Genomic DNA, 26786 nt, shown 5'->3' on the forward strand with positions numbered 1-26786 from the left:
AATGTGCAGCCATGTTGCAGAAAGCGCAGAGGAAAGTCGCCAAGATAATTTATAGGAGTCTTCTGTGAATTTTTTAAAAAATATCACCATCAGGGCAATGCTTTTAACAATATTGGGTCTGTTTCTGGCTGTATGGGGGGGAGCATCTTTCTTTACTACCACCTCGTTGAGTAGCATGACCAAACTATTGGAATCCGGCGAAACTCAGCGTAAAAACGTAGAGAAGCTGGTAAAAGGCAATGACCAGTATTTTCGTACGGTTACTCGTCTTTTACGCTCAATGGATTTCCAGCAAACGGGCGAAACGGCGGAAGCAGAAAAAATATTTACGTCCGCAACTACCGCATTTAAAAACACGTCGGATCAACTGGCTGCGTTTAAAGCCGTTGAGCACGCCGGTGTCAGCAAGGAAACCGCGGATAATATGATCGCTGCGTGGACTCAGTTACTGGATAACGGACTGACGCCGATGCTGAACGCCGCACGTGAGAATCGACAGGAGGAATTTCGTCAGCTTTTCCGTAAAACCTACCCGCCGTTGAGCGTGGCGTTTGGCGCGAATATGGAAAAATATCAGACCGCGATTCTTTCATCGTCGGAAGCGTCAATGAATGAGGTCTACGGTCTGGTTGGCTGGAGTAATCACATCCTGCTCGGTGCGGCAGTTCTTGGATTGCTCATCCTGCTGCTGACGGATCGCTATCTGGTTAACTATCTGGTCAAGCCGTTGAATATGATCAAAGGGTATTTCCAGGTGCTGGCTGCCGGGCAACTAAACCACCCGATAGACGAGTTTGGTCGTAACTGTGCCGGACAGCTGATTCCTTATCTGAAAGAGATGCAAGGCAGTCTGGTTAATACCGTCTCTATTATCCGCGACAGCTCGGCATCGATTCATCAGGGCTCCAGCGAAATCAAAAGCGGCAATAACGATTTGTCCGCGCGCACCGAACAGCAGGCTGCGGCACTGGAACAAACTGCCGCCAGTATGGAAGAGTTGAGCGCGACGGTGAAACAGAATGCCGATAACGTTCATCAAGCCACTAAGTTGGCGCAGGACGCTTCCGTTGCGGCGAAGAAAGGAGGCGACGTCACGGCAGATGTGATGGCGACGATGGCAAGCATTACGACCAGCTCGAAGAAAATTGCTGACATCACCAGCGTGATTAACGGTATTGCCTTCCAGACCAACATTCTGGCGTTGAACGCAGCGGTAGAAGCTGCCAGAGCCGGTGAACAGGGGCGTGGCTTTGCGGTGGTTGCGGGCGAAGTTCGTAATCTGGCGCAGCGCAGTGCTCAGGCGGCGAAGGAAATTGAAAGCTTGATTACAGAGTCGGTTGAACGTATCAACACGGGGTCAAATCAGGTGACACAAACTGGCGAAGCGATGGATTCCATCATTTCCGCCATTACCCGCGTAAACGATCTGATGGGAGAAATCGCATCGGCATCGGATGAGCAGAGCCGCGGTATTACGCAGATTGGTCAGGCGGTGACCGAGATGGATGGCGTGACACAGCAGAACGCCGCGCTGGTGCAGGAGTCTGCTGCTGCGGCTGCCTCGCTGGAAGATCAGGCCCGTCAGTTAACTGAGGCTGTATCGGTATTCCAGCTGTCGGCCGCAGAGGCGCATCGTCGTCCTCAGCAGCGTCTGGCGGAGAGAGCGCCAGCGGTAGAGAAGCCGATGCTATTAGCGGCTGCTGGCGGTAAAAAAGGTAATGCTAACGACAACTGGGAAACCTTCTGATCATCCCACGACACGCGGCGTCAGACGGCTGACGACCGCAAAAATCGAGTGATTTTCCACTAAAACACCGGGATAACCTCCCGGTGTTTTTTCATTTACCACGGAACATTGGTGACTGAAGCGTGGTTTTTCTGTGCATAAAATTCGCGCCTCATTACTGCACACTGGCACATCCGCTGGGCTTGATAACTTGAATCTATTTCAACAATCATGACATACAATCGCTGGATAATCGTGACTCTCTCAACTAGAGTGTTGACGGCGCTAGGGTCTAATCAAGGCCGTGATAGTGCGATAGGCATAGTTACACCTGCAGGAGAATAATAATGTCATCACTAAGTAAAGAAGCCGTTATGGTGCACGAAGCGCTGCTGGCACGCGGTCTGGAAACGCCGCTGCGCGGAGCGTTGTTAGATCGAGATACGCGTAAGCAACGTATTGCCGAGCATATGACGGAAATTATGAATTTGCTGAGCCTTGACCTGAGCGATGACAGTCTGGCTGAAACACCGACGCGTATCGCCAAAATGTACGTTGATGAAATATTCTCCGGTTTGGACTACGCCAATTTCCCCAAAATCACCATCATTGAAAACAAAATGAAGGTTGATGAAATGGTCACCGTGCGTGATATCACACTGACCAGCACCTGCGAACACCATTTCGTGACGATCGATGGGAAAGCAACGGTGGCGTATATTCCGAAAGATGGCGTCATCGGCTTGTCGAAGCTCAACCGAATCGTCCAGTTTTTCTCTCAGCGCCCTCAGGTGCAGGAGCGCTTGACGCAGCAGATCCTCGTCGCGCTACAAACGCTCTTGGGCACGAATAACGTCGCGGTTTCGATTGATGCGGTGCATTACTGCGTGAAAGCCCGCGGTATTCGCGATGCAACCAGCGCCACGACCACGACATCGCTCGGCGGGTTGTTTAAATCTAGCCAGAACACGCGTCAGGAATTCTTGCGCGCCGTGCGCCACCATAATTAAGCCTGCTCTTATCGGCGATGATGAAGGAAATACCCTCGTCATCGCCACATCGGTCATTGTCAAATCAGCAAGTACCTTCGCTTTTTCCCTTTCTGTGCATACAATCGCTACTTCGATGATTTGAAAATGTAATTTGTATGCCTTCTCACACTGTACCGTCACCTCATTTGCCACTTTCGCGGCCACCTTCACGGATAGCTACGCTGGATTTTGCGCGCGGCGTCGCCATTCTGGGCATTTTACTGCTGAATATTACGGCGTTTGGTTTTCCGCATGCGGCCTACCTCAACCCAGCCTGGCAAGGAGAACCGACGCTGTCCGATGCCTTGACGTGGGCGGCGATGGATCTGCTGGCGCAGGCGAAATTCCTGACGCTGTTTTCTCTTCTTTTTGGCGCGGGGCTACAGCTACTGCTGTCGAGGGGGAAGCGCTGGATACATGCGCGTCTGTTCTGGTTGATGATCATCGGGCTAATTCATGCCATCTTCCTATGGGATGGCGACATTTTGCTCGACTATGCGCTGATTGGGCTAGTGTGTTACGGCATGATTCGCCATGCGGAAAGCAGCCAGTTGCTAATGCGTACGGGGGCGGTTCTTTATCTGGTGGGCATCGGCGTGCTGTTTGTACTGAGTCAGATTCTAAGCCTGCAACCGGGGCGATTCTGGCTGCCGGGTATGGCGGATGTTACCTATGAGGCGTACTGGCGGGCGTTAGGTGGACCGGAAGCGTGGAGCAACCGCGTCGATCTGCTTACGGAAAGCCTGCTGTCGCTAGGCGTACAGTACGGCTGGCTGCTGGCGGGATCGATGCTATTAGGGGCCGGATTGATGCGCAGCGGCTGGCTAAAAGGTGAATTCAGTACGGCACATTATCGCAAGGTTGCACTGTGGCTGATCCCTATGGGGCTGGCGATTAACAGCGTTGGCGTGGTGGGACAGTGGCTGGTGGACTGGGAATATCGCTGGAGCGGGCTGTTATTGCAAATTCCGCGCGAGCTGAGTTCACCCTTGCAGGCGATCGGCTATCTGGCGCTGTGCTACGGTTTTTGGGGCTCGTTATGTCAATGGCGCATCACGTACTGGATTACGGATGTCGGGCGTATGGCGCTAACTAACTATTTGCTGCAAACGCTGATTTGCGTGCTGCTGTTTAACCAGCTTGGCCTGTTTATGGCTTTCAGCCGCCTGCAATTGCTGGCACTGGTTCCTGCTATCTGGATCGCCAATCTGCTCTTTTCCCACTATTGGTTGCGCTATTTCCGTCAGGGGCCGCTTGAATGGCTATGGCGTAAACTCACCAATGCGATAGGGAAAACGGTGTAGAGAGAGAGGCTACGGTGCGGCGTGCTCGTTCTGTGGTTTGGATTCGGGCTCGGCTTTCGCCGGTTGCTCAGGTTTACCCTGATGAACGGGTGAGGGGAGCACCTGCTCCGGCAGGACGGCAGGATAATCCGGGGCATCCTCTGGGATGGTATGTTCTGCGGGAATTGGCACCTGTGGCCCTAAAAAGCGCGGTTCGCGTTTGAGGATATACAGGTCGAACAGCGCACCCAGACGAGCGCCAAATTCACGAACCCGTACGGTCATCATATTTTTGGGCGAAGGCACTGCATAGCATTGCGCCTGAATGCCGAGGTGCAGCGCGATGAATAGCGCGCGTTCGCAGTGGAAACGCTGGGTGATAATGGTGAAATCGTTGGTATCAAACACCTTACGTGTTCTGACGATAGAATCCAGCGTGCGGAACCCCGCATAGTCCAGCACGATATCCGAAGGCGGAACGCCTGCGGCGATCAAATCGCGACGCATTGTCATCGGCTCATTGTAACTTTGCAGCGCGTTATCACCGCTGAGGAGCAGATAGCTGACTTTTCCGCTGTTGTAGGCGTTAATCGTCCCTTGCATACGGAACAGGTAATACTGATTGATCACGCCGGTACGGTAGTATTTCGCTGTCCCCAGCACGACGCCAACCTGACGCTTCGGCAAGGCCTGAAGTTCATCGTAAATAAATGGCGCGGTTTTCCAGCTGATCCAACGATCGAGGGCAAAAGCAGAGAGCAGCAGCACGCCAATGAGGGCTAACAAACCGAATGTCAGGCGTTTCCACATGCTTATGCCTCGGGTAAGGCTAGTCGACTAATCATGCCTCAAGGCTACTTTACCTGACAGAGTGACGCAAGATGAAGGCGAGGAACGGACGGTTTATTGATTGAATTTTCAGCGTTAGGATGAGAGGGCGAGAAAATAACACGCCAGCCTTTCGGGCAGAAAAGCTGGCGTGATGGGGAGGTTATACTCGGCTACCCCACAGATCGTATTCGTCAGCGTGTTCAACTTTGACCTTAACGATATCACCGACTTTCACGCCAGTTTCACCGTTCAGGTAAACTGCGCCGTCGATCTCAGGTGCATCGGCCATGCTGCGGCCAATCGCGCCTTCTTCGTCGATTTCATCAATCAGTACCAGCACTTCACGGCCAATTTTATCCTGCAAACGCTGGGCGGAGATCGCCTGTTGAAGCTGCATGAAACGGTGGAAACGTTCTTCTTTGACCTCTTCCGGCACCTGATCCGGCAATGCATTTGCCGCAGCACCTTCGACCGGGCTGAATTTAAAGCAGCCCACGCGGTCGAGTTTGGCTTCTTTCAGGAAGTCGAGCAGCATCTGGAAATCTTCTTCCGTCTCACCGGGGAAACCGACAATAAAGGTAGAACGCAGTGTTAAGTCCGGGCAGATTTCGCGCCAGCGTTTAATACGTTCCAGCGTTCTTTCGACTGCGCCAGGGCGCTTCATCAGCTTGAGAATTTTCGGGCTGGCGTGCTGGAGTGGGATATCCAGATAAGGCAGGATTTTGCCTTCCGCCATTAATGGGATCACATCGTCCACGTGTGGGTAAGGGTAGACATAATGCAGGCGCACCCACACGCCCAGCGACGCCAGTTGCTCACACAGGCTGACCATACTGGTTTTGACCGGCTGCCCGTTCCAAAAACCGGTACGCTGCTTCACATCTGCGCCGTACGCCGAGGTGTCCTGAGAAATCACCAGCAGCTCTTTTACGCCGGCATCAACCAGACGCTTCGCTTCATCCAGCACCGAACCGATTGGGCGGCTATCTAAATCGCCACGCATAGATGGGATGATGCAGAATGTGCAGCGGTGGTCACAGCCTTCTGAAATTTTCAGATACGCGTAATGGCGCGGCGTGAGTTTTACGCCCTGCTCAGGGACTAAACTGGTAAACGGGTTGTGCGTCGGTTTAGGAACATATTGATGCACGTGCGACAGCACCTGCTCGTAGCTGTGCGGACCGGTAATTTCCAGAACTTTTGGATGCACTTCGCGTATTTGATTTTCTTTGGCACCCAGACAGCCTGTTACGATAACTTTACCGTTCTCATTCAGCGCTTCGCCGATGGCTTCCAGCGACTCTTGTACGGCGCTGTCAATAAAACCACAGGTATTGACGATCACCAGTTCAGCGTCGTCATAGCGGGGGACGACCTGATAACCTTCAGTACGCAGTTCGGTCAGAATCCTCTCGGAGTCGACGAGGTTTTTCGGGCAGCCGAGGGAAACAAAGCCGATACGTGGTTGTGGGGGGGCGATATTGCTCATAAGGATAAAAAATAGTCAAAGTTATGTTCGTTAGGGCAGCGATTGTACCGATGTCAACATCAAATGCCTATAAGAAGATGAGGGAGAAAGTGATAACAATGGGTATTTTTATCCACGGGACGTAGGGGCTAATACCGCACGTTTAAGCATTGATAGGCTCAGCGAAACTACGGGGAGAGGTGTTCCTGAGAACCTGTCCCCTATTTATCTTAAAAATGGTTTTAAGTGATAAGCATGAAAGGTAGGACTCACTTTCTCCGTTTTCCGGCCAAATTGTAGCGAATCATTAAGATTAGTAGTCGGAAGTGTGGATGGTAGAAGCGATGTCTGTTAGTGGCCATGCCTTCCGGTTGTGCTTTACGCCAGATCTAGCTTATCCCGACGAACCCATCCGTTTGATGCCGCCACAAACGGGCATATACCCCCTCTTGTGCCAATAAATCTCTATGGTTTCCTACTTCGACAATTCTTCCCTGTTGCATTACCACCAGACGATCCATTTTGGCAATGGTCGATAGTCGGTGGGCGATAGCGATAACGGTTTTTCCCTTCATTAAAATATCCAGATTATCCTGAATAGCGGCCTCGGCTTCCGAGTCCAGTGCTGACGTTGCCTCATCCATAATCAAAATAGGGGCGTCTTTCAGTAAAACGCGTGCGATGGCAATACGTTGACGCTGGCCTCCCGATAATTTGATACCTCGTTCTCCTACATGTGCATCTAGTCCTGAACGGCCTTGAGAATCGGCGATTTGCATGATGAATTCATCTGCTTGTGCATTCCTCAGCGCTTGCATCAACTCTTTATCAGTGGCGTTGTATTTACCGTACAGCAGGTTATCGCGTATCGAGCGGTGCAGCAGCGAGGTATCTTGTGTAATCATCCCGATTTGCTCCCGCAAACTTTCTTGTGTCACGTCGGCAATATTCTGGTTATCGATGAGGATACTTCCACTTTGCAGGTCATAAAGGCGAAGAAGCAATCCGACCAACGTTGACTTTCCTGCTCCAGAAGGCCCGACGAGACCGATTTTTTCCCCAGGCCTGATGCAAAAATTTAATCCTTCAATGATGTGATGTGAGGTGTTGTAACAAAAACTAACCTGCTCAAAAGTGATGGTGCCATGTTGTACCTTCAAGGCTGGTGCATTTAATTTATCGGTAATACTGATCGGCTGAGAAATCGTCTTCATGCCTTCTTGTACGATGCCAAGACTTTCGAAGATGCTATTCACCACCCACATGATCCACCCTGACATATTGGTGATACGAATTACCAAACTTGTCACTATTGCGATTGCGCCAGCGCTTAGTAACGAGTGCGTCCAGAGCCATAGCGCAAAACCGATACTACCGACGATCAGCAGACTGTTCAGCATGATGATTGTCAGGTCCATACTGGTGAGTATACGGTTGGCCATCTGCATTTTATGCGTATGTTCTGTTATAGCGTCCCTAACGTAGCGTGCTTCAAGCATGGTATGAGAAAACAACTTCAAAGTGAAAATGTTGGTATAGCCATCAACGATACGACCAATGAGTTTTGAGTTAGCCTCTGTTGATTCAATGGATCGTGCTTTCACCCGTGGCACGAAATAGCGCAGACAGCTGATGTATAGCACCACCCAGATAATAAGTATTACCATTAAACGCCAGTCCATTTCTGAAAGCACGAACAGCGTACTTAATACATAAATCAGCACATGCCAAATGGCCGATACAGCCTGAACAATAGAGTCACGTAAGGCATTCCCTGTTTGCATAATGCGGTGTGTGATACGTCCGGCAAAATCACTTTGAAAGAAATTCAGGCTCTGCTTGAGTACGGTATTGTAGTGCTGCCACCGAATCATGCTTGTCATGCAAGGGTTAATTGATTGATTAGTTAGTAAATTTCGTAATCCAAGGAAGAAGGGCTGAATGATGAGCGTAAGGGCTGCCATCCAGAGAAGTTCATTACCATGTTCACTGAAGAAGCGGTTACTGGGGGTAATGCGGATGAGATCGATGATACGGCCTAAATAACTGAGTATAACCACGTCAATGAGCGCAGTAATCCCCCCTACGACTAACAGCGCAGTGAAGCTTGGCCATACCTGATATAGATAGTGAAAATAAAATGGTCGTAATCTATTTGGTGGTATATCTGCTGGTACATCGCGAAATATAGTAATCAGTTGCTCAAATCGACGATAAAGCATATCTAACCCCTTGTATATTCTTCCCTGAAGAAAGCGGCCTGTTCTACTATTCCATCCAGAACATACTCAGCCGCATTTAGCGATAACCCGTGAATGTTTATATTTATGCTCAATCTGGTAGACCGTGCTTAGAGCCGGGTCCTAGAGGGAGAGAAAAATATCTTTTCCGACAATTCGCACGGCATGGTCATAAAAACGAGACCAAAGTGCCGTCCCTTGACCTAAATAGGCCAGGTGCCACGGCTTGGGCGTGCTGACAAAATGGACGATAGCCGCGTTTTCATACATAGCGCTCATTGGTCGACCTGGAGGCATATAGCAGTTATATTTTCCATCCAGCGTCAGATAGAGACCACGAATCGCTTTGTTCAATGCGCACTGATCTTGAAAAATAAGGACGCTATCTGTGTCTTCACTGTAGGCAATCGCAGCTTCTATTGCGGGTAATGTAGCTGGGTGATGGAAATCCAATAGCATCACGCCAGAGTTAAAATAGCGACCATTAGGGATACCATGCAGTGTGATTGCATGGTCAACCAGAGGACCCACCTGGTCATGGCACGCAGCCAACGGAAATTCTTCCATATCCATATACAACAGTGGCAGCGGTGAAGATTGGATAACTACATCGGAATCAAGATATAGGGCCCGTGCTACACCACATTGGGATAGATAACGGCTGGCATAAAGTCGAGCGTATGCCATGGTGCTCAGCATATCTCCCATGGAATTAAACCCGTAGTGTGCCCGGCTCTGATCAAGTTGCATTTGCAACGTTGAGACTACCCGTAGCGTCAAAGACGGAAATTCTCTGTTGAAGCTGCTGGCGAGTTGTCCCCATAGACCATGTGCTTCCGGCAACACGAAAATATAGATGTCAGGTAAATTTTCGCTACGCTCGATGGCGATTGCCAGCGAGATGAGGGCGACGATAGCCGGAGCCGTGTACGCCGTATCGGCACAGAAGAAAATGGCATTTTCAGAAACGGGATGGGGTGGTGAGAGAGAAACGCCAAGCGGATAGTATGCAGTCAAGCTTGTGCTTTCGGTTTCATCCCCCTTGTCGTCCTCACGCTGAATGCGTCGTTGTGTAGCATCTAACGTTATTAGCGCGGAGCGTAAGCGGATCAGATCAGGTGAGGTAAACCAGCCGTGTAACTGCTCTATAGCGCGTATCAGCCTGATGGTTTCTCCAGTCTGGGTCGCAACCAGCAAAATACGCTTAGCGGCCTCCTGATAAGAAAAATCGAGGTTAAACCATGCTTCGAGCAAAGGTATAACATCGTTGTAACGCGCTAAACTGATCAAGCACTGGATGGCGCAATGAATAAGGTTAGCCGATAGCGTTTCAAGTGGGCCAAGGTCGGCCAACCATGCCAGCCCTGCTTCTGGATTGCCTATAGTGCACTCATAGCGGGTACGAAGCGCTACGAGTGCTTCCGACATCTTATAATCTCGAGCGGGAATGCTCTCGAGCTGCTGGCGAAGTTCCTCAAAACGCCGGCCTTTAAGTAGGTACTTTAAGTGAAGCATGCGGGTATTTGGATGCTGGCCAGCAAACTCTGATAAATGTGAAATGATGGCATTAGCTTCTTCTAATTGTCCGGCATCGAGCAGGCGGTTTGTGGTGCCGACAAGGCTGTAGTAGTGACTGGAGGAGTAGGCGACGGGTGTGCGCTGAAAAAGCCTGGCTACCCCACTGTCAGCACCATACTGCAGGCAGATTTCCACATAGCGGGTAGCCAGAATACCTGATGAAAGCGGCATTTGTTGCTGTAGTGCAAACATCACCTCGTCAGTATCATGCTGGTTGAGAAGTGTTTTGAATATCTCAGCATGAATATCGCCACGCAGTGTGCTATTGGCAAGAGAAGATGCTGCCACCATTGATTGTCTCTCTGGCTGCGGTGTATGGTTTGAAAGTACTAAGTTCCGATCTTGTTTAGGCATATCTGCGTTCCTTGCGTTGTTGGTTTTCCAAAATCGATACCAAACACATGATTCATTGGCGGCGGTCAATATCTGCTCATCGTCATGCCACCTTGCTTATGGCGTAAAAAATACCCTCGCCGATCACCTGTATTGCATGATGTTTGTAGTCGGCCCAAAGTGTTGCTCCTCTCCCGCTGTAGTTAAGATCCCAGGGTTTCGGCGTGCTGATAAAATGCATGATCGCGGCATCCTCGTCTTGAGGATGGGCAGTATCGTCAGGAACAATGAACCAGTTAAATTTTTCATCCAAATCCAGATACAGCCCCTGAATGGCTTTGTTCAGCGCACATTGATCTAGATAGAGCAGCTTGTTGTCGAGTTGCTCGCTATAAGCGATGGCCGTATTTAGCGTTGATTGCGTTGCCGGATGCTGGAAATCAAGCAGCAAAATACCAGAGTTAAAATAGCGGCCGTTGGGAATACCGTGCAGCTTAATCGCGCGGCTGATTCTTGGGTGTGCACGTTCAGTACGTGCTGCGAGGGGATACCCTCCCATGTCCATATGTAGCAAACCAAGTGGTGAACGGCGGATAACAACATCGGAGTCTAAATACAGTGCGCGTGCAATACCAAGTCCTTGCAAATAGCGGCTTGCGTAAAGCCGGGCGTACGCGGTGATGCTCAGTATTTTGCCGTAGTTTTGAAACCCGTAGTGCGCTCGGCTTTCATCGAGATCCATCTGTAATGTCGATACAATTTTTACTGTCAGAGGAAATTTTTTGGCAAAACAATGTGCGATCTGGCTCCAGATTTCATGCGTTTCAGGCAGAACAAACATATAAATGTCGGGGGGAGGATTAGCCTGTGCAATCGACATTGCCAACGAGGTTAGCGCTACCAGCGCTGGAACGTTATATGCGGTATCAGCACATAAGAAAATAGCGTGTCTTTGCCTTGGGGTCGTCATGGATATCATGCCGTTGGCGTAGGGGAAGTCGAGCTCTCTGATGCTCTGCTTTTCATCAACAGAAGTCACTTTTGCATGAGCAGAATGGCGTGCTTCAATTGTTTGGAGTAATGCGGTACGCAGGTGTAACAGGTCGAGCGAAGTGAACCAGCCATGTAATGCCTCGATAGCCCGCACGAGCCTCAAGGTGCCACTGCTTTTTGACGCGGTATTCAGCACCAGTTCCGCGTGATCCTTAAAAGAGAAATCGAGGCTGATCCACACCTCAAGTAAAGCTAAGGCATCTTCAAATTTGCCGAGTTCGTTCAGACATTGTGCCGCTGACCACATGAGATCGACAGGTAGCGTGTTGCGAGGGCCGAACTCGTCCAGCCATGTGAGCCCGGCATCGGGTCTTCCTGTAATACACTCGTATCGAACACGCAGCATAAGAAGTTCCGCATTGATCCGATAATCCCGTAACGGAATATGGGCAAATTGTTTGTGCAACTCGTCGAACTGTGCAGTCTTAAACAGGAATTTTAAACGGAGAATCCTAATCTCTGCAGTCGGCCCCGTGAACTTACATAAGTGTGCAATGACCGATTCGGCGTCGGACATCAGACCTGCATTGATGAGACGAGTTGCGACACCGATCAGCGCGTGATAACAGCTATGCACGTATGCCATTTGCACGCTCTTTAGCAAGCGGGCGACACCTTGATCGGCACCATAACGGAGGCATAGTTGTAGGTAACCGGTTGTCAACGTAACCTGAGAAACACCTGCATTATTCTGTTGCAGCGCAGCAAACGCGATGCTGGCGTCGTGCAGATTAAGTAATATTCTGCCTATCTCAGTACCGAAATAGGCATCGGTTATGGCACTGCTAGCCGTAGGCCCGGCCATTCGGTTAGCCGGTAAATGATCTGAAACAAAGGGCGGTACAACGGGCCCTCCGGTATGATGTGAGGAAACAAAATCCTTTTCTTGTGCCGCCATCTCTGCACTCCTTAATTTGCGGATATCGTGAATTGGTACAGCCGCCTCATGAAATGACGGCCAGCGCTATCCGCGCGCAGTTGTATTACCTGTATCGTTAATCAGGTGAAATCACGATGGGATTTCACCTATTGCGTCGATAGAATATTTGAAGCGCCCTGGTGTTCCTGAATGTTTATTTTTATCAAAAGTTCTCACCTTTCATGAGGGACAAACCGGGCTAGAACAAAAAATTTCATCGCCGATTATGCGTATTGCGTGGCGTTGGTATTCACCCCATATCGTGAGTCCCTGGCCAGCGTAGCCCGCTTGCCAGGGCTTAGGGGTTTCAATGAAGTGCATAATGACGGTGTTGTCCTCTATCACTTGTGTAGCGCTACTTGGTGGCATGAACCTGTTGTAGCGCTCATCCAGTGCCAGATAAAGCCCGGAAATGGCTTTATTCAACGCGCATTGATCGAGAAAAAGTAACGGGCTATTTCCTTGTTTGCTATACGTAATTGCAGTGTTGATGGTAGAGATCATGGCGGGATGTGTCAGATCAAACAGTATCACTCCAGCATTAAAATAACGTTCATTGGCGATCCGATGTAGCCGGATAGCGCGCTTTATCAACGGAGTATTTCGGTCAGTACGCGCAGCCAATGGGAACCCCTGCATATCCTCATAGAGCAGGGATAAGGGCGAATGCAGGATCACAATATCAGAGTCGAGATAAAGCGCACGGGTCACGCCGAGATAGTGTAAATAGCGGCTCGCGTAGAATCGCGTGTAGGTGGTTGTGCTCAATGTCTCACCGACGTTATAGAAACCAAATTGCGCACGGACTTCATCCAGATCCATCTGTAAGGTCGAAACAATTCGTAGCGTTATAATTGGAAATGCTGACGTGAATCGCTCGGCAATACGTTCCCAAAGCGGGCGAATTTCAGGCGGAACAAAAATATAGATGTCGGGGAGATTATTGGCACCACCTATCGACATCGCCAGCGATGTTAATGCCACAACGGCTGGAAGACTAAAGTCGGCGTCAGTACAGAAAAATATGGCATATTCAGAGAGAGGCTTCGTTGGCTGTAGCGCGGCATCTCCGCATGTCGGGCCGTTGACTGTTGGAGAGGTCTCGCTAATTTGAACGGGGTGTGGAGGGGAATAAGCCTGAAGCAGCGTCGTGCGTAAGCGGACCAAATCAGGGCAGGTAAACCAGCCATGGAGGCGTTCGATAGCCAGCACCAATCTGGGGGTTTCCCCCGTTTTTTCTGCCACCCGCAGTACGCGCTTGGTATCTCTCCGATAAGAGAAATCAAGGCTAAACCACGCCTCCAGTAAGGGGACCGCCTCCTCGTACCGTTCTAGTGTCGTCATGCAGTCCACCGCCCACTGGAGTAAGCGGGGAGGAAGTGTGTCGAGAGGTGCTAATGCGATTAACCATTCCAGGCCAGCAGATGGGTTCCCCATGACACAGTCATATTTGACTCGAAGTGCAATCAGTTCGTCCGAGGTTTGGTAATCCCTTAATGGGATGTCTTTAAACATCTCGCTCAGCTCATCAAGTTGTTCGAGGGCAAACAGGTATTTTAAGCGCAAAATACGTTGAGCGGGATGCCGACTAGCGAACTCTGATAAGTGCAAAATAATCGTATTAGCCTCGTTCATGAAACTGTTGTTAATCAAACGTGTTGCGACATTAACAAGATTATGATGAGTGCTTCGGTTGTAGCGCATTCTGATCTTTTGAAACAGGTTGGCCACACCGCGATCGGCACCGTACATCAGGCAGAGTTGTAAATAGTGGGCTGACACATGAGCTAAAGTCAGTTCTGGCATTCTCTGCCGTATTATTTCAATCACTTCCTTTGCATCATGTCTATTGAGCAATGTTTTAAATACTTCCGAGTGAATATCCTGAACTGGTTGTGTAATGGAATAAAATTCTTTTACAGGGTGAATGGCTGGTTCTATTCTAATATGTTCTGGGGGATGTGGTAATAAACTATCGTGTGGAATAAGTAAATCTTGGCCTTTTTGATCCATATATGCACTCCTTGCTATTAGGATTTTAATGTGATGTACGTCACAGACTTGTCAAGTTAATGAATGACTTACAATTTACCATTATTAATGGATGTGTTTTCAATGCTTGTTAAAATAGATTTTTCTGGATCAAGCAGTCAAAGCATTAAGCATTGCGTGTGATGCTTGAGCTATGCTGAATGTAATTTATAAGGTATTGATTTTTTATTAAATTAATCTTTAAGGTGTTGGGTTGTATGGTGATGAAGTTTTTTATTTCCTTTGTTGAGTCTATTAATGGCGTTGTGTTTTTTTTTTTGATGTTTAATTATGTGGGTTTGATTTGTTGATTTTTATATGAATACGAAAAAAATCGTATCTTATGCTAATGTTTGTTGCAAATGAATATTTCAACAACCGCATTTTATGCACATTATCGAGATTTGACATTTTTTTAATTTAATTCGGAATGGTTTCTATATTTCATGAAATATGAAGATATAGGTTCTTAATATTTCTAATTGCAGAAAGGTGGTAAAGAAAAAATAGAAGTGTATAGGTATGATGTCAAAGGCTTCCTCGTATTGGCTTGTCGTGATTTTTTTGCACAAACACAGCCTGACGCCTAAATTTACAGGACTTTTGTTTGATGGAGACAACGCTATGTCCTATTGCCCCATGCCTCGCAATTTTGCTTCATACACCCGGTTACGACGATTTTCTGCTGCGCCTCATTGGCTGCTGCTTAGCGTGACGCTGCTGTTTTCCAGCCAGCTAGTAGCGGCGGAACCGAAGGTGACGGAATTGCAGGATAAGCTGGACCACCCGTGGTCATTAGCGTTTTTACCGGAGAATCAGGGGATTCTGATTACAGAACGTGCCGGGCATTTACGCTTGTGGAAAGCGGGGAGCGCGCTGTCTGCGCCGATCGCTGGCGTCCCGAAGGTTTTCGCGAAATCACAAGGTGGATTACTGGAAGTCGCGCTATCACCAGATTTTGCGCAGAATCGGCGCATCTACCTGAGCTTTGCCGAAGAGGGGAGCGATGGTAAAGCGGGAACCGCTGTCGGCTATGGCACACTCTCCGAGGATAATAAACGGTTAGAGAATTTTACGGTCTTCTTCCGGCAGGAACCGAAGCTGTCGACGGGTAACCACTTCGGCGGCAAGCTGGCTTTTGATCGACAAGGGCACCTGTTTATCGCGCTGGGTGAAAACAACGAGCGTCCGACCGCACAGGATCTGGATAAGTTACAGGGCAAGATTGTTCGCCTGACAGCGGAGGGTAAAGTACCGTCCGATAACCCGTTTGTGAACACGCCTAACGCGCGGCCGGAAATCTGGTCCTACGGACACCGTAACCCACAAGGATTGGCGATTAACCCGTGGTCTGGTGTGCTGTGGGAAAATGAACACGGCCCGAAAGGCGGCGATGAAATCAACATCCCTAAAGCGGGAGCAAATTACGGCTGGCCGATTGCGACACACGGCATTAATTATTCCGGGTTGAAGATTCCAGAAGCGAAAGGAAAAGAGATCGAAGGGATGGCGAACCCTGATTTCTATTGGGAAAAATCACCGGGCATCAGCGGCATGGCCTTTTATAACAGCGATCGTTTCCCACAATGGAAAAACTCAGTGTTTATCGGTGCGCTGGCAGAGAAGAACCTGATTCGACTGACGCTTGATGGCGACAAAGTCGCTTCACAAGAGCGTTTGCTGAGCGATCGCGGTGAACGTATTCGTGAGGTAAGACTGGGGCCTGATGGCTACCTCTATTTGCTGACCGATCATGACAATGGCAAATTACTGAAAGTCGGACTGGAGTAAGAAATCAGGCACCTTGCGGTGCCTGCCTCACTTAAGACAGCGGAATCATGACGTGCTTCTGATAAGCCGGACGTTCGGTGAGTTGCTGATACCAGCGTTCCAGATGCGGATGCGACTGCTGCTTAATCGGCATATTCAGCCAGCCGTAGACAATACAACCGAGTGGAATATCGCCAACACCAAACTGTTCGCCGGATAGCCACGGCTGATTAGCCAGAACGGTATCGACAATATCGAACAGGCGTTCGCATTCGGCGATGCCTTTCTGTACTGAGGCCATATCGCGTTTTTCCGGCGCGACGCGCACCATATTAATGAACACCGGTCCGAAGGAGACGGCGAGGGCGCTTGCCCAGTCCATCCACTTTTCAGCACTGGCGCGTTTGCCTGCATCCGCGAGATACAGCGAATCCTGCCCGTACTGCGCCGCCAGATAACGTACGATGGTGTTGGATTCCCACAGCACCAGATCGCCGTCTCGCAAACAGGGGATGAGGCCATTTGGGTTCATCGCCAGATAATCGGCTTCATGGTTAAGACCGAATTGTCCACCCGCCGCAATATGCTGATAAGGCAGCGCCAGTTCTTCTGCACACCACAGGACCTTCTTTACGTTGGTCGAGTTATCACGACCCCAAATCGTTATCATACTTGCCCCTCTTTCTTCGTGAAGCCTGCCCAGGTCATCCGCAGCAGTTGATGAGAAATAATGATATGCCTTTTTAGTCTTTATGATTTAACTTGTCATTCTTAATAATGACAGCAAGTTACATTCAGACAGGAAAGTTACACAATGAAATTGACGCATTCTGTTCGCGCCGCTCTGGGCATCACACTGTTTGCTGCTGGTATGCAACTGGCGATGGCCAGCAGCGATCCACAGACGATCACATTTGGCGTGGCGCCAGGGCCGTATGGCGACATGGTGAATCTGGCGATCAAACCTGAGCTGGTGAAGAAAGGCTACAAGGTCGTCGTGCGTGAATTCAGCGATTACGTTCAGCCCAATCTGGCGTTGGCTAATGGCAGCATCGATGCCAACCTTTTCCAGCATACGCTGTATCTGGAAAAATTCGCCGCTGATAAAGGGCTAAAAATTTCCCCGTTGATTACCGTGCCGACGGCCAGCATGGGCTTCTACTCGAAGAAAATCAAATCGCTGGATGAACTGAAGAAAGGAGATGTCGTCACGCTCTCTAACGACGCCACCAATCTGGCGCGCGGCCTGCGCTTCTTACAATCGATGGGGCTGATTACGATTAAGGCGGATATCGATCCGACCAAAGCTTCGGAAAAGGATATTCTTGAAAACCCGCGCGGGTTGGTCTTCAAACCGATGGAGGCGGCGCAACTGCCTCGCACGCTGGATAGCGTGACGGCCTCGCTGGTGAACGGTAACTTCGCGCTGGCGTCCGGTCTGAAACTGTCATCGGCTATCAAGCTGGAAACGCTGGATGAGAACCTGAAGAACATTATTGCCGTACGCACCGACGATCTCGATAAGCCTTTTGTTAAAGATACCAAAGCGATTGTGGAAGGACCCGCGTATGCCGCAGTGATCAACGATCCGGCATTGATGTATAGCCAGTTCCAAAAGCCGGAGTGGATGCAGGCGAAAACGCCAGCGCCCGCACAGTAAGCGTCAGGCTTGCACAGCATACTATTTGGCCGGTCTCTGACCGGCTTTCTTCTTTTCCGCTCAGGCCAGGAGTTTGCGGATAATGATTCAGTTAGAAGGGGTAAGCGTTGACTTCTCTCATGGGAAGCAGCCAGAAAATCGCGCGGTAGACAACGTGTCACTGCACATCCAGCGCGGAGAGGTTTACGGTATTGTCGGCACCAGCGGCGCGGGAAAAAGCACGCTGTTGCGGACCATCAATCTCTTACAGCGTCCGACGTCAGGTCGTGTGCTCGTTAACGGTGTGCTCATCAGCGAACTGTCAGGGCAGCTTCTGCGAGAGCAGCGGCAAAAAATCGGCATGATCTTTCAGCATTTCAACCTGATGCAGACGCGCACGGTGGCGGAAAACGTGGCGTTTAGCCTGAAAGCCGCCGGAAAATCCAACGCGGATATCGCAGCGCGCGTGCCGGAAATTCTGAATCTGGTGGGGCTGGCGGATAAAGCATCATCTTATCCGGCACAGCTCAGCGGCGGACAGAAACAACGCGTAGGTATTGCCCGAGCGATTGCTAACGATCCCGAAGTGTTGCTGTGCGATGAACCAACGTCGGCGCTCGATCTGGAAACCTCTGCCGCCATTTTGGCGCTGCTGAAAGAGATAAACGACAAGCTGGGTATCACCATCGTGCTGATTTCTCATGAGATGAGCGTGATTAAAGCCGTCTGCGATCGGGTCGCGGTAATGACGGGCGGTCGGGTGGTGGAAGAGGGCGATGTTTTCGACATCTTCGCGACGCCGCAGCATGCATTTACCCGCCAGTTGGTTTCCCACACGCTCGATTTGGCACTGCCGCCGCGCTTGCTGAAGGATTTGCAGGGCACATTATTGAAGATTCTATTCGTCGGGGAATCGGCGGAGCAACCCGTGCTGTCGGATGTCGCGACGCGTTTTGGTGTGTCCGTCAACATCCTGCACGGTAAGATCGAATACATCGGCAATCGTGCGCTAGGCATTCTCGTGGCGCTATTGACGCATCCATCCGACCCCGCAAAAGTGGCGGAAGCGGTGGAACATATTCAGGTAAGAACGGCGAACGTGGAGGTGCTGCATGGCTGATTTATGGATCGATCTGGTCGCGGCATTCGGCGAAACATTCCAGATGGTAGGGATTTCCACGCTGCTTGCCATCATCGGCGGTTTGCCACTGGGGTTGCTGATTTACGTCACGGACAGGAATCTGTTCTGGCAAAACCGCGCCGTCTACCTGTTTGGCACCGTGCTGGTGAATATTATTCGCTCTATTCCCTTCGTGATTCTGCTGGTCTTGCTGCTACCGCTGACGCAGTTTCTCTTGGGGAATACAATTGGACCTGTGGCGGCGGCGGTGCCGATGTCAGTGGCGGCGATCGCGTTCTATGCGCGGCTGGTGGATAGTGCGCTGCGTGAAATCGATCCCGGTATCGTGGAGGCGGCTGAAGCATTTGGAGCCAGCCCGATGCGTATTATCGGCACGGTGTTACTGCCAGAGGCGAAAGCAGGATTATTGCGCGGCCTGACGATTACGCTGGTGAGCCTCATCGGCTATTCAGCGATGGCGGGCATCGTCGGTGGCGGCGGCGTGGGGGATCTGGCGATCCGCTTCGGCTATTACCGCTATGAAACCGAGGTGATGGTGATCACCGTTGTTGCATTGGTCATTCTGGTGCAGGTGGTACAAACACTGGGCGACTGGTTGTCAAAGCGTGCAGATAAGCGCGAACGCCGCTAAGGGTTTTCATGTATCGGCACGAGGGCGGGGCTACACTACCATGTTCCTCGTGCCATTCGTTATTTCCTCTGATTGCTCGATCGTTTGCATTTTCAGATATTCCTTATTTCCCCTAACTCCTTTTTTTATCAGCATTTTTTTAGAAGCTTTCATTTCTTTGACTATCTTTACAGAAGGAACGGTTTTCATCCCAGAGATGACGCGTTACCTTTATATGTTACTAAAGTTTTCAAAACATATTGAAAATTAAGAATTTTTAACGACTGATGGACATTGCGGCGAACTCATGAAAACAACCCCTTTCCTGACCAGACTCACGTCTTTCTCTGTAGGTGCGGTATTGCTTGTTGGTGTGGTGCCATTCACCTATGCGGAACAAATGCCTGCGGTGCCGCAAATCGACGCCAAAGCCTTTATCCTGATGGATTACCACAGCGGTAAGGTGTTGGCGGAAAGCAATGCCGATGAGCGTCTTGATCCTGCCAGCCTGACAAAAATCATGGCGAGCTATGTCATTGGACAGGCGATTAAATCCGGTAAAATTAGTCCGACTGATGAAGTGACCGTCGGAAAGGATGCCTGGGCAACTGGCAACCCAGCGCTACGTGGTTCGTCACTGATGTTTCTTAAACCGGGTGACCGCATCCCCGTTTCTGAGTTAAATAAAGGGATTGTCATTCAGTCTGGTAACGATGCCAGCATTGCGCTGGCGGATTACGTCGCAGGCAGTCAGGATGCATTTGTCAGCCTGATGAATAATTATGTGAAGGCGCTTAACCTGACGAATACGCATTTCCTTACCGTGCACGGGCTTGATGCCACAGGGCAGTACAGCACCGCGCGTGATATGGCTCTGCTCGGTCAGGCGTTGATTCGCGACGTACCGGAAGAGTATGCGCTGCACAAGGAAAAAGAATTCACCTTCAATAACATCCGCCAGCCTAACCGCAACCGTCTGCTGTGGAGCACTAACCTGAATGTGGACGGTGTGAAAACTGGCCACACCAACGGTGCGGGACACAATCTGGTCGCCTCGGCAACTGAAGGCAATATGCGTCTGATTTCCGTGGTGTTGGGGGCGCAAACGGATGCCATTCGCTTCCGCGAAAGTGAAAAGCTGCTTACCTGGGGCTTCCGCTTTTTTGAAACGGTAACACCTATCAAGGCGGATGCACCGTTTACCACGCAGCGGGTCTGGTTTGGTACCGAGAAAGATGCGCGACTTGGCGTCGCACAGGACGCCGCGCTGACCATCCCGAAAGGGCAGATGAAGAACCTGAAAGCCAGCTTTACGCTCAATCAACCACAGCTTTCCGCACCGCTAACCAAGAATCAGGTTGTCGGCACCATCGATTTTCAGCTAGATGGCAAAAGCATCGGGCAGCGCGAACTGGTGGCGATGGATGATATCCCCGAGGCCGGTTTCTTTAGCCGCCTCTGGGATACGGTGATGATGAAGGTTCAGCAGTGGTTCGGTGGGTTATTCGGTTAATCCCCTGGGTGGATTAACTGGATGCCGTTGTTGGAAAAGTAACGTAAGTAGGTTTCGCCCGGTACGCTGTCGGAAATGACCGTATCAAACAGCGTCATCGGGCCGATACAGGCGCGTTTGATCTGGCCGAATTTGCTGCTGTCCGCCACAATAATAATTCGTTGGGCGGTCGCCATTGCGCGTTGTTTCATGCCCAATTCGGCAAAGTTAAAGCAGGTAGCACCTGCGTTAAGTTCAATACCCGCCGCAGAGATAAACGCTTTATTCGGGCACACGTTGTCCAGTTCGCTGCGCTGGTTGAGCGGAGTGAAAATTGCGTTATCGGGATGATATTCCCCGCCGCACAAAATCACTCTGCATGCCTTTTTGTCCTGTAGCGCCAGGAAGGTATTGAGCGAATAACAAATCGCGGTAAAAGGCAGCTCATCAGGAATGGCATCAATGATGAAGGGGATGGTGGTGCCGCAGTCGAAAAAAACGGTATCGTTTGCCTCTACGAGAGGCGCAGCCACCGCACCGATAGCCTGCTTTTCTCTTACGTGCTTGTTCTGCTGGTCGGAGACAAAATAGTTCGTGACACCGTTATTTTTCAGGTCGCTCACGACGTAGCCGCCGAGCAGCATAACGCTGGTGGAATCGGCATTGAGATCGCGGCGCACGGTCATCTCGGACACGCCGAGTAGCTGTGCGGCGTCCTTAAGATGGAGTTTATCGGTTTTCTTTAATGCCTGAGCCAGTCTGCCGATTCGTTCGTCGCGCCGCGTTTCCATAAAATTCCCAGCTCGTAAGCTATTTTTGTTGTTAGTAGTTTCCTGCTGCGGCAGCTTCACCTGAAACGATAGCAACGCCAGAGCTGGTGCCGATACGCGTAGCGCCAGCTTCAATCATGCGTTGTGCCGTTTGGCGATCGCGAACCGCGCCGGATGCTTTGACACCCATTTCGCTGCCGACGGTGTTACGCATCAGTCGAACGTGTTCTTCGCGTGCACCGCCGGTGCTGAAACCAGTAGACGTTTTGACGAACGCGACATCCAACTGACGACACATTTCACACACCAGGACAATCTGTTCGTCGTCAAGCAGACAGGTTTCCAATATTACCTTCAACGGTATAGCGGCGCAAACCTCACGCACGGCCTGAATATCCGCCTGAACGGCGGCAATTTTCCCGCTTTTCAACCAGCCGACATTAATCACCATGTCGATCTCCTGAGCACCGGCATCAATCGCCGCTTTGGCTTCAAAAGCCTTACTGGCAGTCAGGCCTGCTCCGAGAGGAAAACCGATAACAGAGCATACCTGCACGTCCGTGCCTTTCAGCTTTTCGGCGACTAAGGGAACGTAACCTGAATTCACACAAACGGCATAAAAACGGTGTGCTACCGCTTCATCACACAGCGTGATGATTTGCTGTTCGGTGGCATTGGCGGCCAGCAGTGTGTGGTCGATATAGCGTGCGTAGTCAGTCATGGTAAATCCTCGGTGGTATCGATAAAAAATCAGATGGTGCGATTATGACACTCAATGATTGAAATGTCATAAAAATAACAAAAAAATTATTATTTGTTATTTTAATAACAAAAATGAAGCGAGAGATGACTATCCGTGCACGGGGAGAGGGAAAGATAGATGGGGTTACATCGCGTAAAACAGAAAAGAAAACGCCCATCGTTCTTGAACCTGAAAGGCGGGAACGATGGGCTCCTCAATAAGGGGAATCAAAGAAAAGCAGTGGCACTTATTCAGACTTTAGGGAAAAGAAAAAGTTCTCGCTTTTCTGGAAAATATTGACGATTTTTTACATTTTTTCAGCCGGGTAATTCAGGCCAGATAATCACGATAAGTGAACCCGCTAATGTCAGCAGCACGTTGGCGATCGCATAGGTGCCCGCATAGCCGAGGGCAGGGATGTTACTGCGAGCCGTATCGCTGATAATGTCCATCGCGGGAGCACAGGTTCGTGCGCCCATCATCGCGCCAAACAGCAGTGCTCGGTTCATTTTCAGAACATAGGCGCCGAACAGGAAACAAATCACCACCGGCACCAGACTGACAATAAGCCCCGAGGCCAGCATCTGGATACCGACTTCACCCAGGCTACTGTTGATGGTGCTGCCTGCACTCAGCCCAACGCCAGCCATAAAGACCATCAGGCCAAATTCTTTGACCATGTTGAGTGCGCCTTGCGGAATATAGCCGAAGGTCGGGTGGTTGGCGCGCAGGAACCCCAGCATGATACCGGCGAATAGCAACCCGGCTGCGTTACCGATACCAAAGGTGAAGTTGCTAAATTGGATGGTGATCAGTCCGACCATGATACCGATAACGAAAAAAGCGCAGAAAGCCAGTAGATCGGTGACCTGGCTGTGAATAGAAATGAACCCGATTCTGTCAGCAATGCTTTTTACCCGGCGAGCGTCGCCGCTGACCTGCAAGACATCTCCTTTATTCAGCACGACGCTATCGTCAATCGGCATTTCGATCTGGCTGCGGACAATACGGTTTAGAAAACAGCCGTGGTCGGTCAGCTTCAATTGGCTAAGGCGTTTGCCGACGGCATTGTGATTCTTGACGACGATCTCTTCGGTGACAATACGCATGTCCAGCAAATCGCGATCGAAAACTTCCTTACCGTCGCGGAAATTGGAGTTCAGGCGGGAGTGCGAATCTGGATAGCCAACCAGCGCGATTTCATCACCGATTTGTAAAACGGCATCGCCGTCAGGACTGGCCAGAATGCCGTTGCGTCGGATGCGTTCGATGTAGCAGCCGGTCTGACGATAGATCCCCAACTCGCGCAAATTCTTGCCCGCTGCCCAGTCAACCAGTTCCGGTCCGACGCGATAGGCGCGAATCACTGGCAGATAGACTTTTCTCTGGCTGTCTGCGTCTAGCCCGCGCTCGCGTGCAATCTGCTGCGCGCTGGTGGGGAGATCCTGATGCTGAAGTTTGGGTAGATAGCGTGCGCCAAAAATGAGGCTGACCAGCCCGACCAGATAGGTCAGTGCATAGCCCAGGCTCAGGTGGTCTTGCTCAATACCGAGCTGGCTGCCCATACTGGCGGTGTTGCGCAGCGTGTCGCCAGCGCCGACCAGCACCGGCGTGGATGTCATGGAACCCGCCAGCATCCCGGCCGTCAGGCCAATTCCCCAGCCAAAGAATTTACCTAAACCCAGCGCGAGTAACATTGCGCTACCGACCATCACCAGCGCCAGCATGAAATAATTTTTTCCGTCGCGGAAGAAAATAGAAAAGAAATTGGGTCCGGCTTCCACTCCCACGCAAAAAATAAATAACATGAAACCGAGGCTCAGCGCTTCGGTATTAATCGAAAAATGTTGTTGGCCGAGTAATAAAGAAACCACTAAAACGCCAATAGAATTACCGAGTTGTACTGGCCCGAGGCGTAATTTCCCCAGACAGAGTCCTAATGAAAGAACCACGAATAAAAGCAGAATGTAATTCCCATTTAACAAATTAGCGACGTTTATATTCATGGAATGTAACTTGTTGTTTACCAGTAAGTTCTTGATGTTATTCATTATAGCGGCTAGATTTAGCCATGAAATGCATGAATTCCCGTGACGGTATCAATACACGTCAGCTGAAAGGAATCAGCCTCGTTCAGTATAATTTATCCGATAAAATTGTTCAGTGTAATTATTGTTTAATTTAATGATTGTGGTGTCGCCGGTGAAGGAATGCGGCGGGTTATTCTCTCTTTCTACGGATAACCTGCGCGTCGAATAAATCGTAGCGAAGCCTCATGTTTTTCATATCGGGGAATAGAGAGACCCATCATTTTTACCATACCGCACCATGTGTTTTCGGTATCTGGTTGATGCAGGTTGGGAGGCATATTGAAAGGGGGCGATTTATGGCAAAAAATAAAGGTTGGGTCGGCGCGACCTGCTGTTTTCTTTTGTTCACCGTGGTATTTCTGAGCCAAAAGATTGAGGCATCGGATGTTGTGGTGAATGACGGGCTGCGTGGTAGTCCGGGGATGTTGCTTTTTCTACTGCCCGGCATGGTGGCCTGTTTTCTTTCCGCACGTGGCCGCTTGCTTTACCCGTTGTTTGGCGCACTGGCGGCGATGCCCGTATGCTTACTGGTGCTTCATCTGTGGAATACGCCGATGCGATCTTTCTGGCAAGAGCTGGCCTATGTGATGAGCGCGGTCTTTTGGTGTGTGCTGGGCGCGTTGGGCGTGCTGTGTTTACGTAGCCTTTATCGACGCTATCTTCGCTAAGAGCCTATCTCATTGCCATAAAAAAAGCGCGGACTGTCGCCGCGCTATTGTTCTGCCAGTTCGATGATTATGACTGGAACAGAGCCAGGTGCTCTTTGGCATAGGCTTCAAAATCGGTGCAACCGCCGATGTGTTTCTCGTCCAGGAAAATCTGCGGTACGGTTTCAACCGGCTTTCCTACCGTCTTGGACAAATCTTCTTTCGAGATACCTTCTGCATGGATGTCTACATAGCGGAAGCTGAAGTCATCACGTTGCTCGGCCAATTTCTCTGCCAGTTCTTTCGCACGAACACAATAAGGGCAAGCGGGGCGCCCGAAAATTACAGCGAACATGTAAACTCCTTTGTAAAATTAGAAAATGTTCTCATTCTTGAAACGTATAGCGTGACGCCTGTTGCAGACAAGGTCACGACTAAAAGTGTTACGGTTAATGAGGTTACTGCGAATCGCGTTACTATACCGAAATTTATCAATACTATGCCCGCATTCATTGATGAAAAAAAGTAGTCATTACCTGTTACAACGATTTGCTACGCCGATTAGACTGTGGGGTAATGCAGACTCCGCCTGAGCTACGATATACTCCCGCCATACTTCAAGCTGCATGTGAGATGTACTTTACCGACTGAAGGATGCCCGTGTGACACCGACCATTGATTTGCTACAGCGCCACCGTTCTATTCGCGCATTTACGTCTCAGCCAGTAACGGATGAGCAACGCCACGCCATTATTACCTCCGCACAAAGCGCGTCCAGTTCCAGTTTTTTACAATGCAGCTCCATTATTCGTATTACCGATCCTGCCGTGCGCGAAACGCTGGTTCACTATACCGGCGAACAAGGCTATGTAGCGCAGGCGGCAGAATTTTGGGTCTTTTGTGCCGATTTCCACCGCCATGTAGCGATCTCCCCACAGGCAGAAACTGGGCTGGCCGAGCAGTTGCTGATTGGCTGTGTCGATACCGCGCTCATGGCGCAGAATGCGCTGGTTGCCGCGGAGTCGCTGGGATTAGGCGGGGTATTTATCGGCGGAATCCGCAACCGAATCGCCGATGTCACGCAGTTGCTGCAATTGCCAACGCTGGTTATACCATTGTTTGGCCTGTGCCTGGGACACCCGGATGCGGAACCGATGCTGAAACCCCGTATGCCAACCGCTATGCTGCTGCATGAGAATGTCTATCAACCGCTCGACCACGATGTGCTGGCGCAATACGATCGGCAAATGGTGGAATATTATCTGCAACGTACCGGTAGTCGCCGCGAAAGCTGGAGCGAGCACGTCGAACGGACGCTGAAAAAAGAGTTGCGTCCATTCATGCTGGACTACTTACATCAACAAGGATGGGCGATACGTTAGTATCTGTAGG

21 protein-coding genes are annotated in these 26786 nt (G+C 50.3%); 10 read left to right on the plus strand and 11 right to left on the minus strand.

What is annotated here, in order from left to right:
• The first annotated feature begins 64 nt into the window (after positions 1-64).
• The 3 genes from I2D83_RS09205 to yeiB all read left to right on the plus strand — a co-directional run bounded on the left by I2D83_RS09205 (position 65) and on the right by yeiB (position 4061).
• Positions 65-1747: a methyl-accepting chemotaxis protein gene (locus I2D83_RS09205; RefSeq protein WP_194430031.1), complete on the plus strand. Its 1683-nt coding sequence runs from the start codon at positions 65-67 to the stop codon at positions 1745-1747.
• Positions 1748-2073: 326 nt separating this feature from the next.
• Positions 2074-2736: a GTP cyclohydrolase I FolE gene (folE, locus tag I2D83_RS09210; protein WP_005967317.1), complete on the plus strand. Its 663-nt coding sequence runs from the start codon at positions 2074-2076 to the stop codon at positions 2734-2736.
• 137 nt (positions 2737-2873) lie between these two features.
• Entirely contained in the window at positions 2874-4061 is a 1188-nt protein-coding gene (gene yeiB / locus I2D83_RS09215; protein WP_241007295.1) for a DUF418 domain-containing protein YeiB, read from the plus strand.
• 9 nt (positions 4062-4070) lie between these two features.
• Here yeiB and sanA read toward each other — a convergent pair whose 3' ends face one another.
• The 6 genes from sanA to I2D83_RS09245 form a co-directional block, all read right to left on the minus strand.
• Positions 4071-4850 (minus strand): outer membrane permeability protein SanA, encoded by a 780-nt coding sequence (gene sanA / locus I2D83_RS09220; protein WP_015839931.1) that lies wholly within the window; start codon positions 4848-4850, stop codon positions 4071-4073.
• 181 nt (positions 4851-5031) lie between these two features.
• On the minus strand, positions 5032-6360 hold the full coding sequence (gene rimO / locus I2D83_RS09225) for a 30S ribosomal protein S12 methylthiotransferase RimO (protein WP_015839932.1): 1329 nt from the start codon (positions 6358-6360) through the stop codon (positions 5032-5034).
• Positions 6361-6728: 368 nt separating this feature from the next.
• Positions 6729-8561: an ABC transporter ATP-binding protein gene (locus I2D83_RS09230; RefSeq protein WP_205947977.1), complete on the minus strand. Its 1833-nt coding sequence runs from the start codon at positions 8559-8561 to the stop codon at positions 6729-6731.
• Between the two features lie 141 nt (positions 8562-8702).
• On the minus strand, positions 8703-10511 hold the full coding sequence (locus I2D83_RS09235; RefSeq protein WP_205947978.1) for a glycosyltransferase: 1809 nt from the start codon (positions 10509-10511) through the stop codon (positions 8703-8705).
• A gap of 82 nt (positions 10512-10593) precedes the next feature.
• The gene (locus tag I2D83_RS09240; protein ID WP_205947979.1) at positions 10594-12441 is read right to left on the minus strand and encodes a glycosyltransferase family 8 protein; all 1848 of its coding nucleotides are present in this window, start codon (positions 12439-12441) and stop codon (positions 10594-10596) included.
• Positions 12442-12642: 201 nt separating this feature from the next.
• Positions 12643-14475, minus strand: a complete 1833-nt coding sequence (locus I2D83_RS09245; protein ID WP_181844304.1) for a glycosyltransferase family 8 protein — start codon at positions 14473-14475, stop codon at positions 12643-12645.
• Between the two features lie 642 nt (positions 14476-15117).
• Between I2D83_RS09245 and I2D83_RS09250 the strand changes: the two genes are divergently transcribed.
• Positions 15118-16284, plus strand: coding sequence for a PQQ-dependent sugar dehydrogenase (locus I2D83_RS09250; RefSeq protein WP_194430069.1), 1167 nt, complete (start codon positions 15118-15120; stop codon positions 16282-16284).
• Between the two features lie 31 nt (positions 16285-16315).
• Here I2D83_RS09250 and I2D83_RS09255 read toward each other — a convergent pair whose 3' ends face one another.
• Positions 16316-16933 carry a glutathione S-transferase family protein gene (locus tag I2D83_RS09255; RefSeq protein WP_205947980.1) on the minus strand — a complete coding sequence of 206 codons (618 nt, stop codon included), beginning with the start codon at positions 16931-16933 and terminating at the stop codon, positions 16316-16318.
• 144 nt (positions 16934-17077) lie between these two features.
• Here I2D83_RS09255 and I2D83_RS09260 point away from each other — a divergent pair, with 144 nt between their 5' ends.
• The 4 genes from I2D83_RS09260 to I2D83_RS09275 all read left to right on the plus strand — a co-directional run bounded on the left by I2D83_RS09260 (position 17078) and on the right by I2D83_RS09275 (position 21166).
• A complete protein-coding gene (locus tag I2D83_RS09260; protein ID WP_181828340.1) occupies positions 17078-17923 on the plus strand; it encodes a MetQ/NlpA family ABC transporter substrate-binding protein in 846 nt (281 codons plus the stop codon).
• Positions 17924-18005: 82 nt separating this feature from the next.
• Entirely contained in the window at positions 18006-19022 is a 1017-nt protein-coding gene (locus I2D83_RS09265; RefSeq protein ID WP_194430071.1) for a methionine ABC transporter ATP-binding protein, read from the plus strand.
• On the plus strand, positions 19015-19674 hold the full coding sequence (locus tag I2D83_RS09270) for a methionine ABC transporter permease (protein ID WP_015839941.1): 660 nt from the start codon (positions 19015-19017) through the stop codon (positions 19672-19674). The genes I2D83_RS09265 and I2D83_RS09270 overlap by 8 nt, the downstream gene beginning before the upstream one ends.
• Before the next feature lie 286 nt (positions 19675-19960).
• Positions 19961-21166, plus strand: a complete 1206-nt coding sequence (locus I2D83_RS09275; protein ID WP_015839942.1) for a serine hydrolase — start codon at positions 19961-19963, stop codon at positions 21164-21166.
• Here the strand turns inward: I2D83_RS09275 and deoR are convergent.
• The 3 genes from deoR to I2D83_RS09290 all read right to left on the minus strand — a co-directional run bounded on the left by deoR (position 21163) and on the right by I2D83_RS09290 (position 24663).
• On the minus strand, positions 21163-21936 hold the full coding sequence (gene deoR / locus I2D83_RS09280; RefSeq protein ID WP_205947981.1) for a DNA-binding transcriptional repressor DeoR: 774 nt from the start codon (positions 21934-21936) through the stop codon (positions 21163-21165). The two genes, I2D83_RS09275 and deoR, sit on opposite strands and share 4 nt — an antisense overlap.
• A 31-nt stretch (positions 21937-21967) precedes the next feature.
• The gene (gene deoC, locus I2D83_RS09285; protein WP_010277306.1) at positions 21968-22636 is read right to left on the minus strand and encodes a deoxyribose-phosphate aldolase; all 669 of its coding nucleotides are present in this window, start codon (positions 22634-22636) and stop codon (positions 21968-21970) included.
• 338 nt (positions 22637-22974) lie between these two features.
• Positions 22975-24663, minus strand: coding sequence for an aspartate:alanine antiporter (locus I2D83_RS09290; protein WP_015839945.1), 1689 nt, complete (start codon positions 24661-24663; stop codon positions 22975-22977).
• A gap of 380 nt (positions 24664-25043) precedes the next feature.
• Between I2D83_RS09290 and I2D83_RS09295 the strand changes: the two genes are divergently transcribed.
• Positions 25044-25415 carry an inner membrane protein YbjM gene (locus tag I2D83_RS09295; protein WP_015839946.1) on the plus strand — a complete coding sequence of 124 codons (372 nt, stop codon included), beginning with the start codon at positions 25044-25046 and terminating at the stop codon, positions 25413-25415.
• Positions 25416-25482: 67 nt separating this feature from the next.
• On the opposite strand, the gene I2D83_RS09300 is transcribed toward I2D83_RS09295, so the two are convergent.
• A complete protein-coding gene (locus I2D83_RS09300) occupies positions 25483-25749 on the minus strand; it encodes a GrxA family glutaredoxin (protein ID WP_010277298.1) in 267 nt (88 codons plus the stop codon).
• A gap of 307 nt (positions 25750-26056) precedes the next feature.
• On the opposite strand from I2D83_RS09300, the gene nfsA reads away from it, so the two are divergent.
• A complete protein-coding gene (nfsA, locus tag I2D83_RS09305) occupies positions 26057-26776 on the plus strand; it encodes an oxygen-insensitive NADPH nitroreductase (protein WP_205947982.1) in 720 nt (239 codons plus the stop codon).
• Positions 26777-26786 lie beyond the last annotated feature (10 nt).

The sequence above is a fragment of the Pectobacterium aroidearum genome, assembly GCF_015689195.1.
Classification (GTDB): domain Bacteria; phylum Pseudomonadota; class Gammaproteobacteria; order Enterobacterales; family Enterobacteriaceae; genus Pectobacterium; species Pectobacterium aroidearum.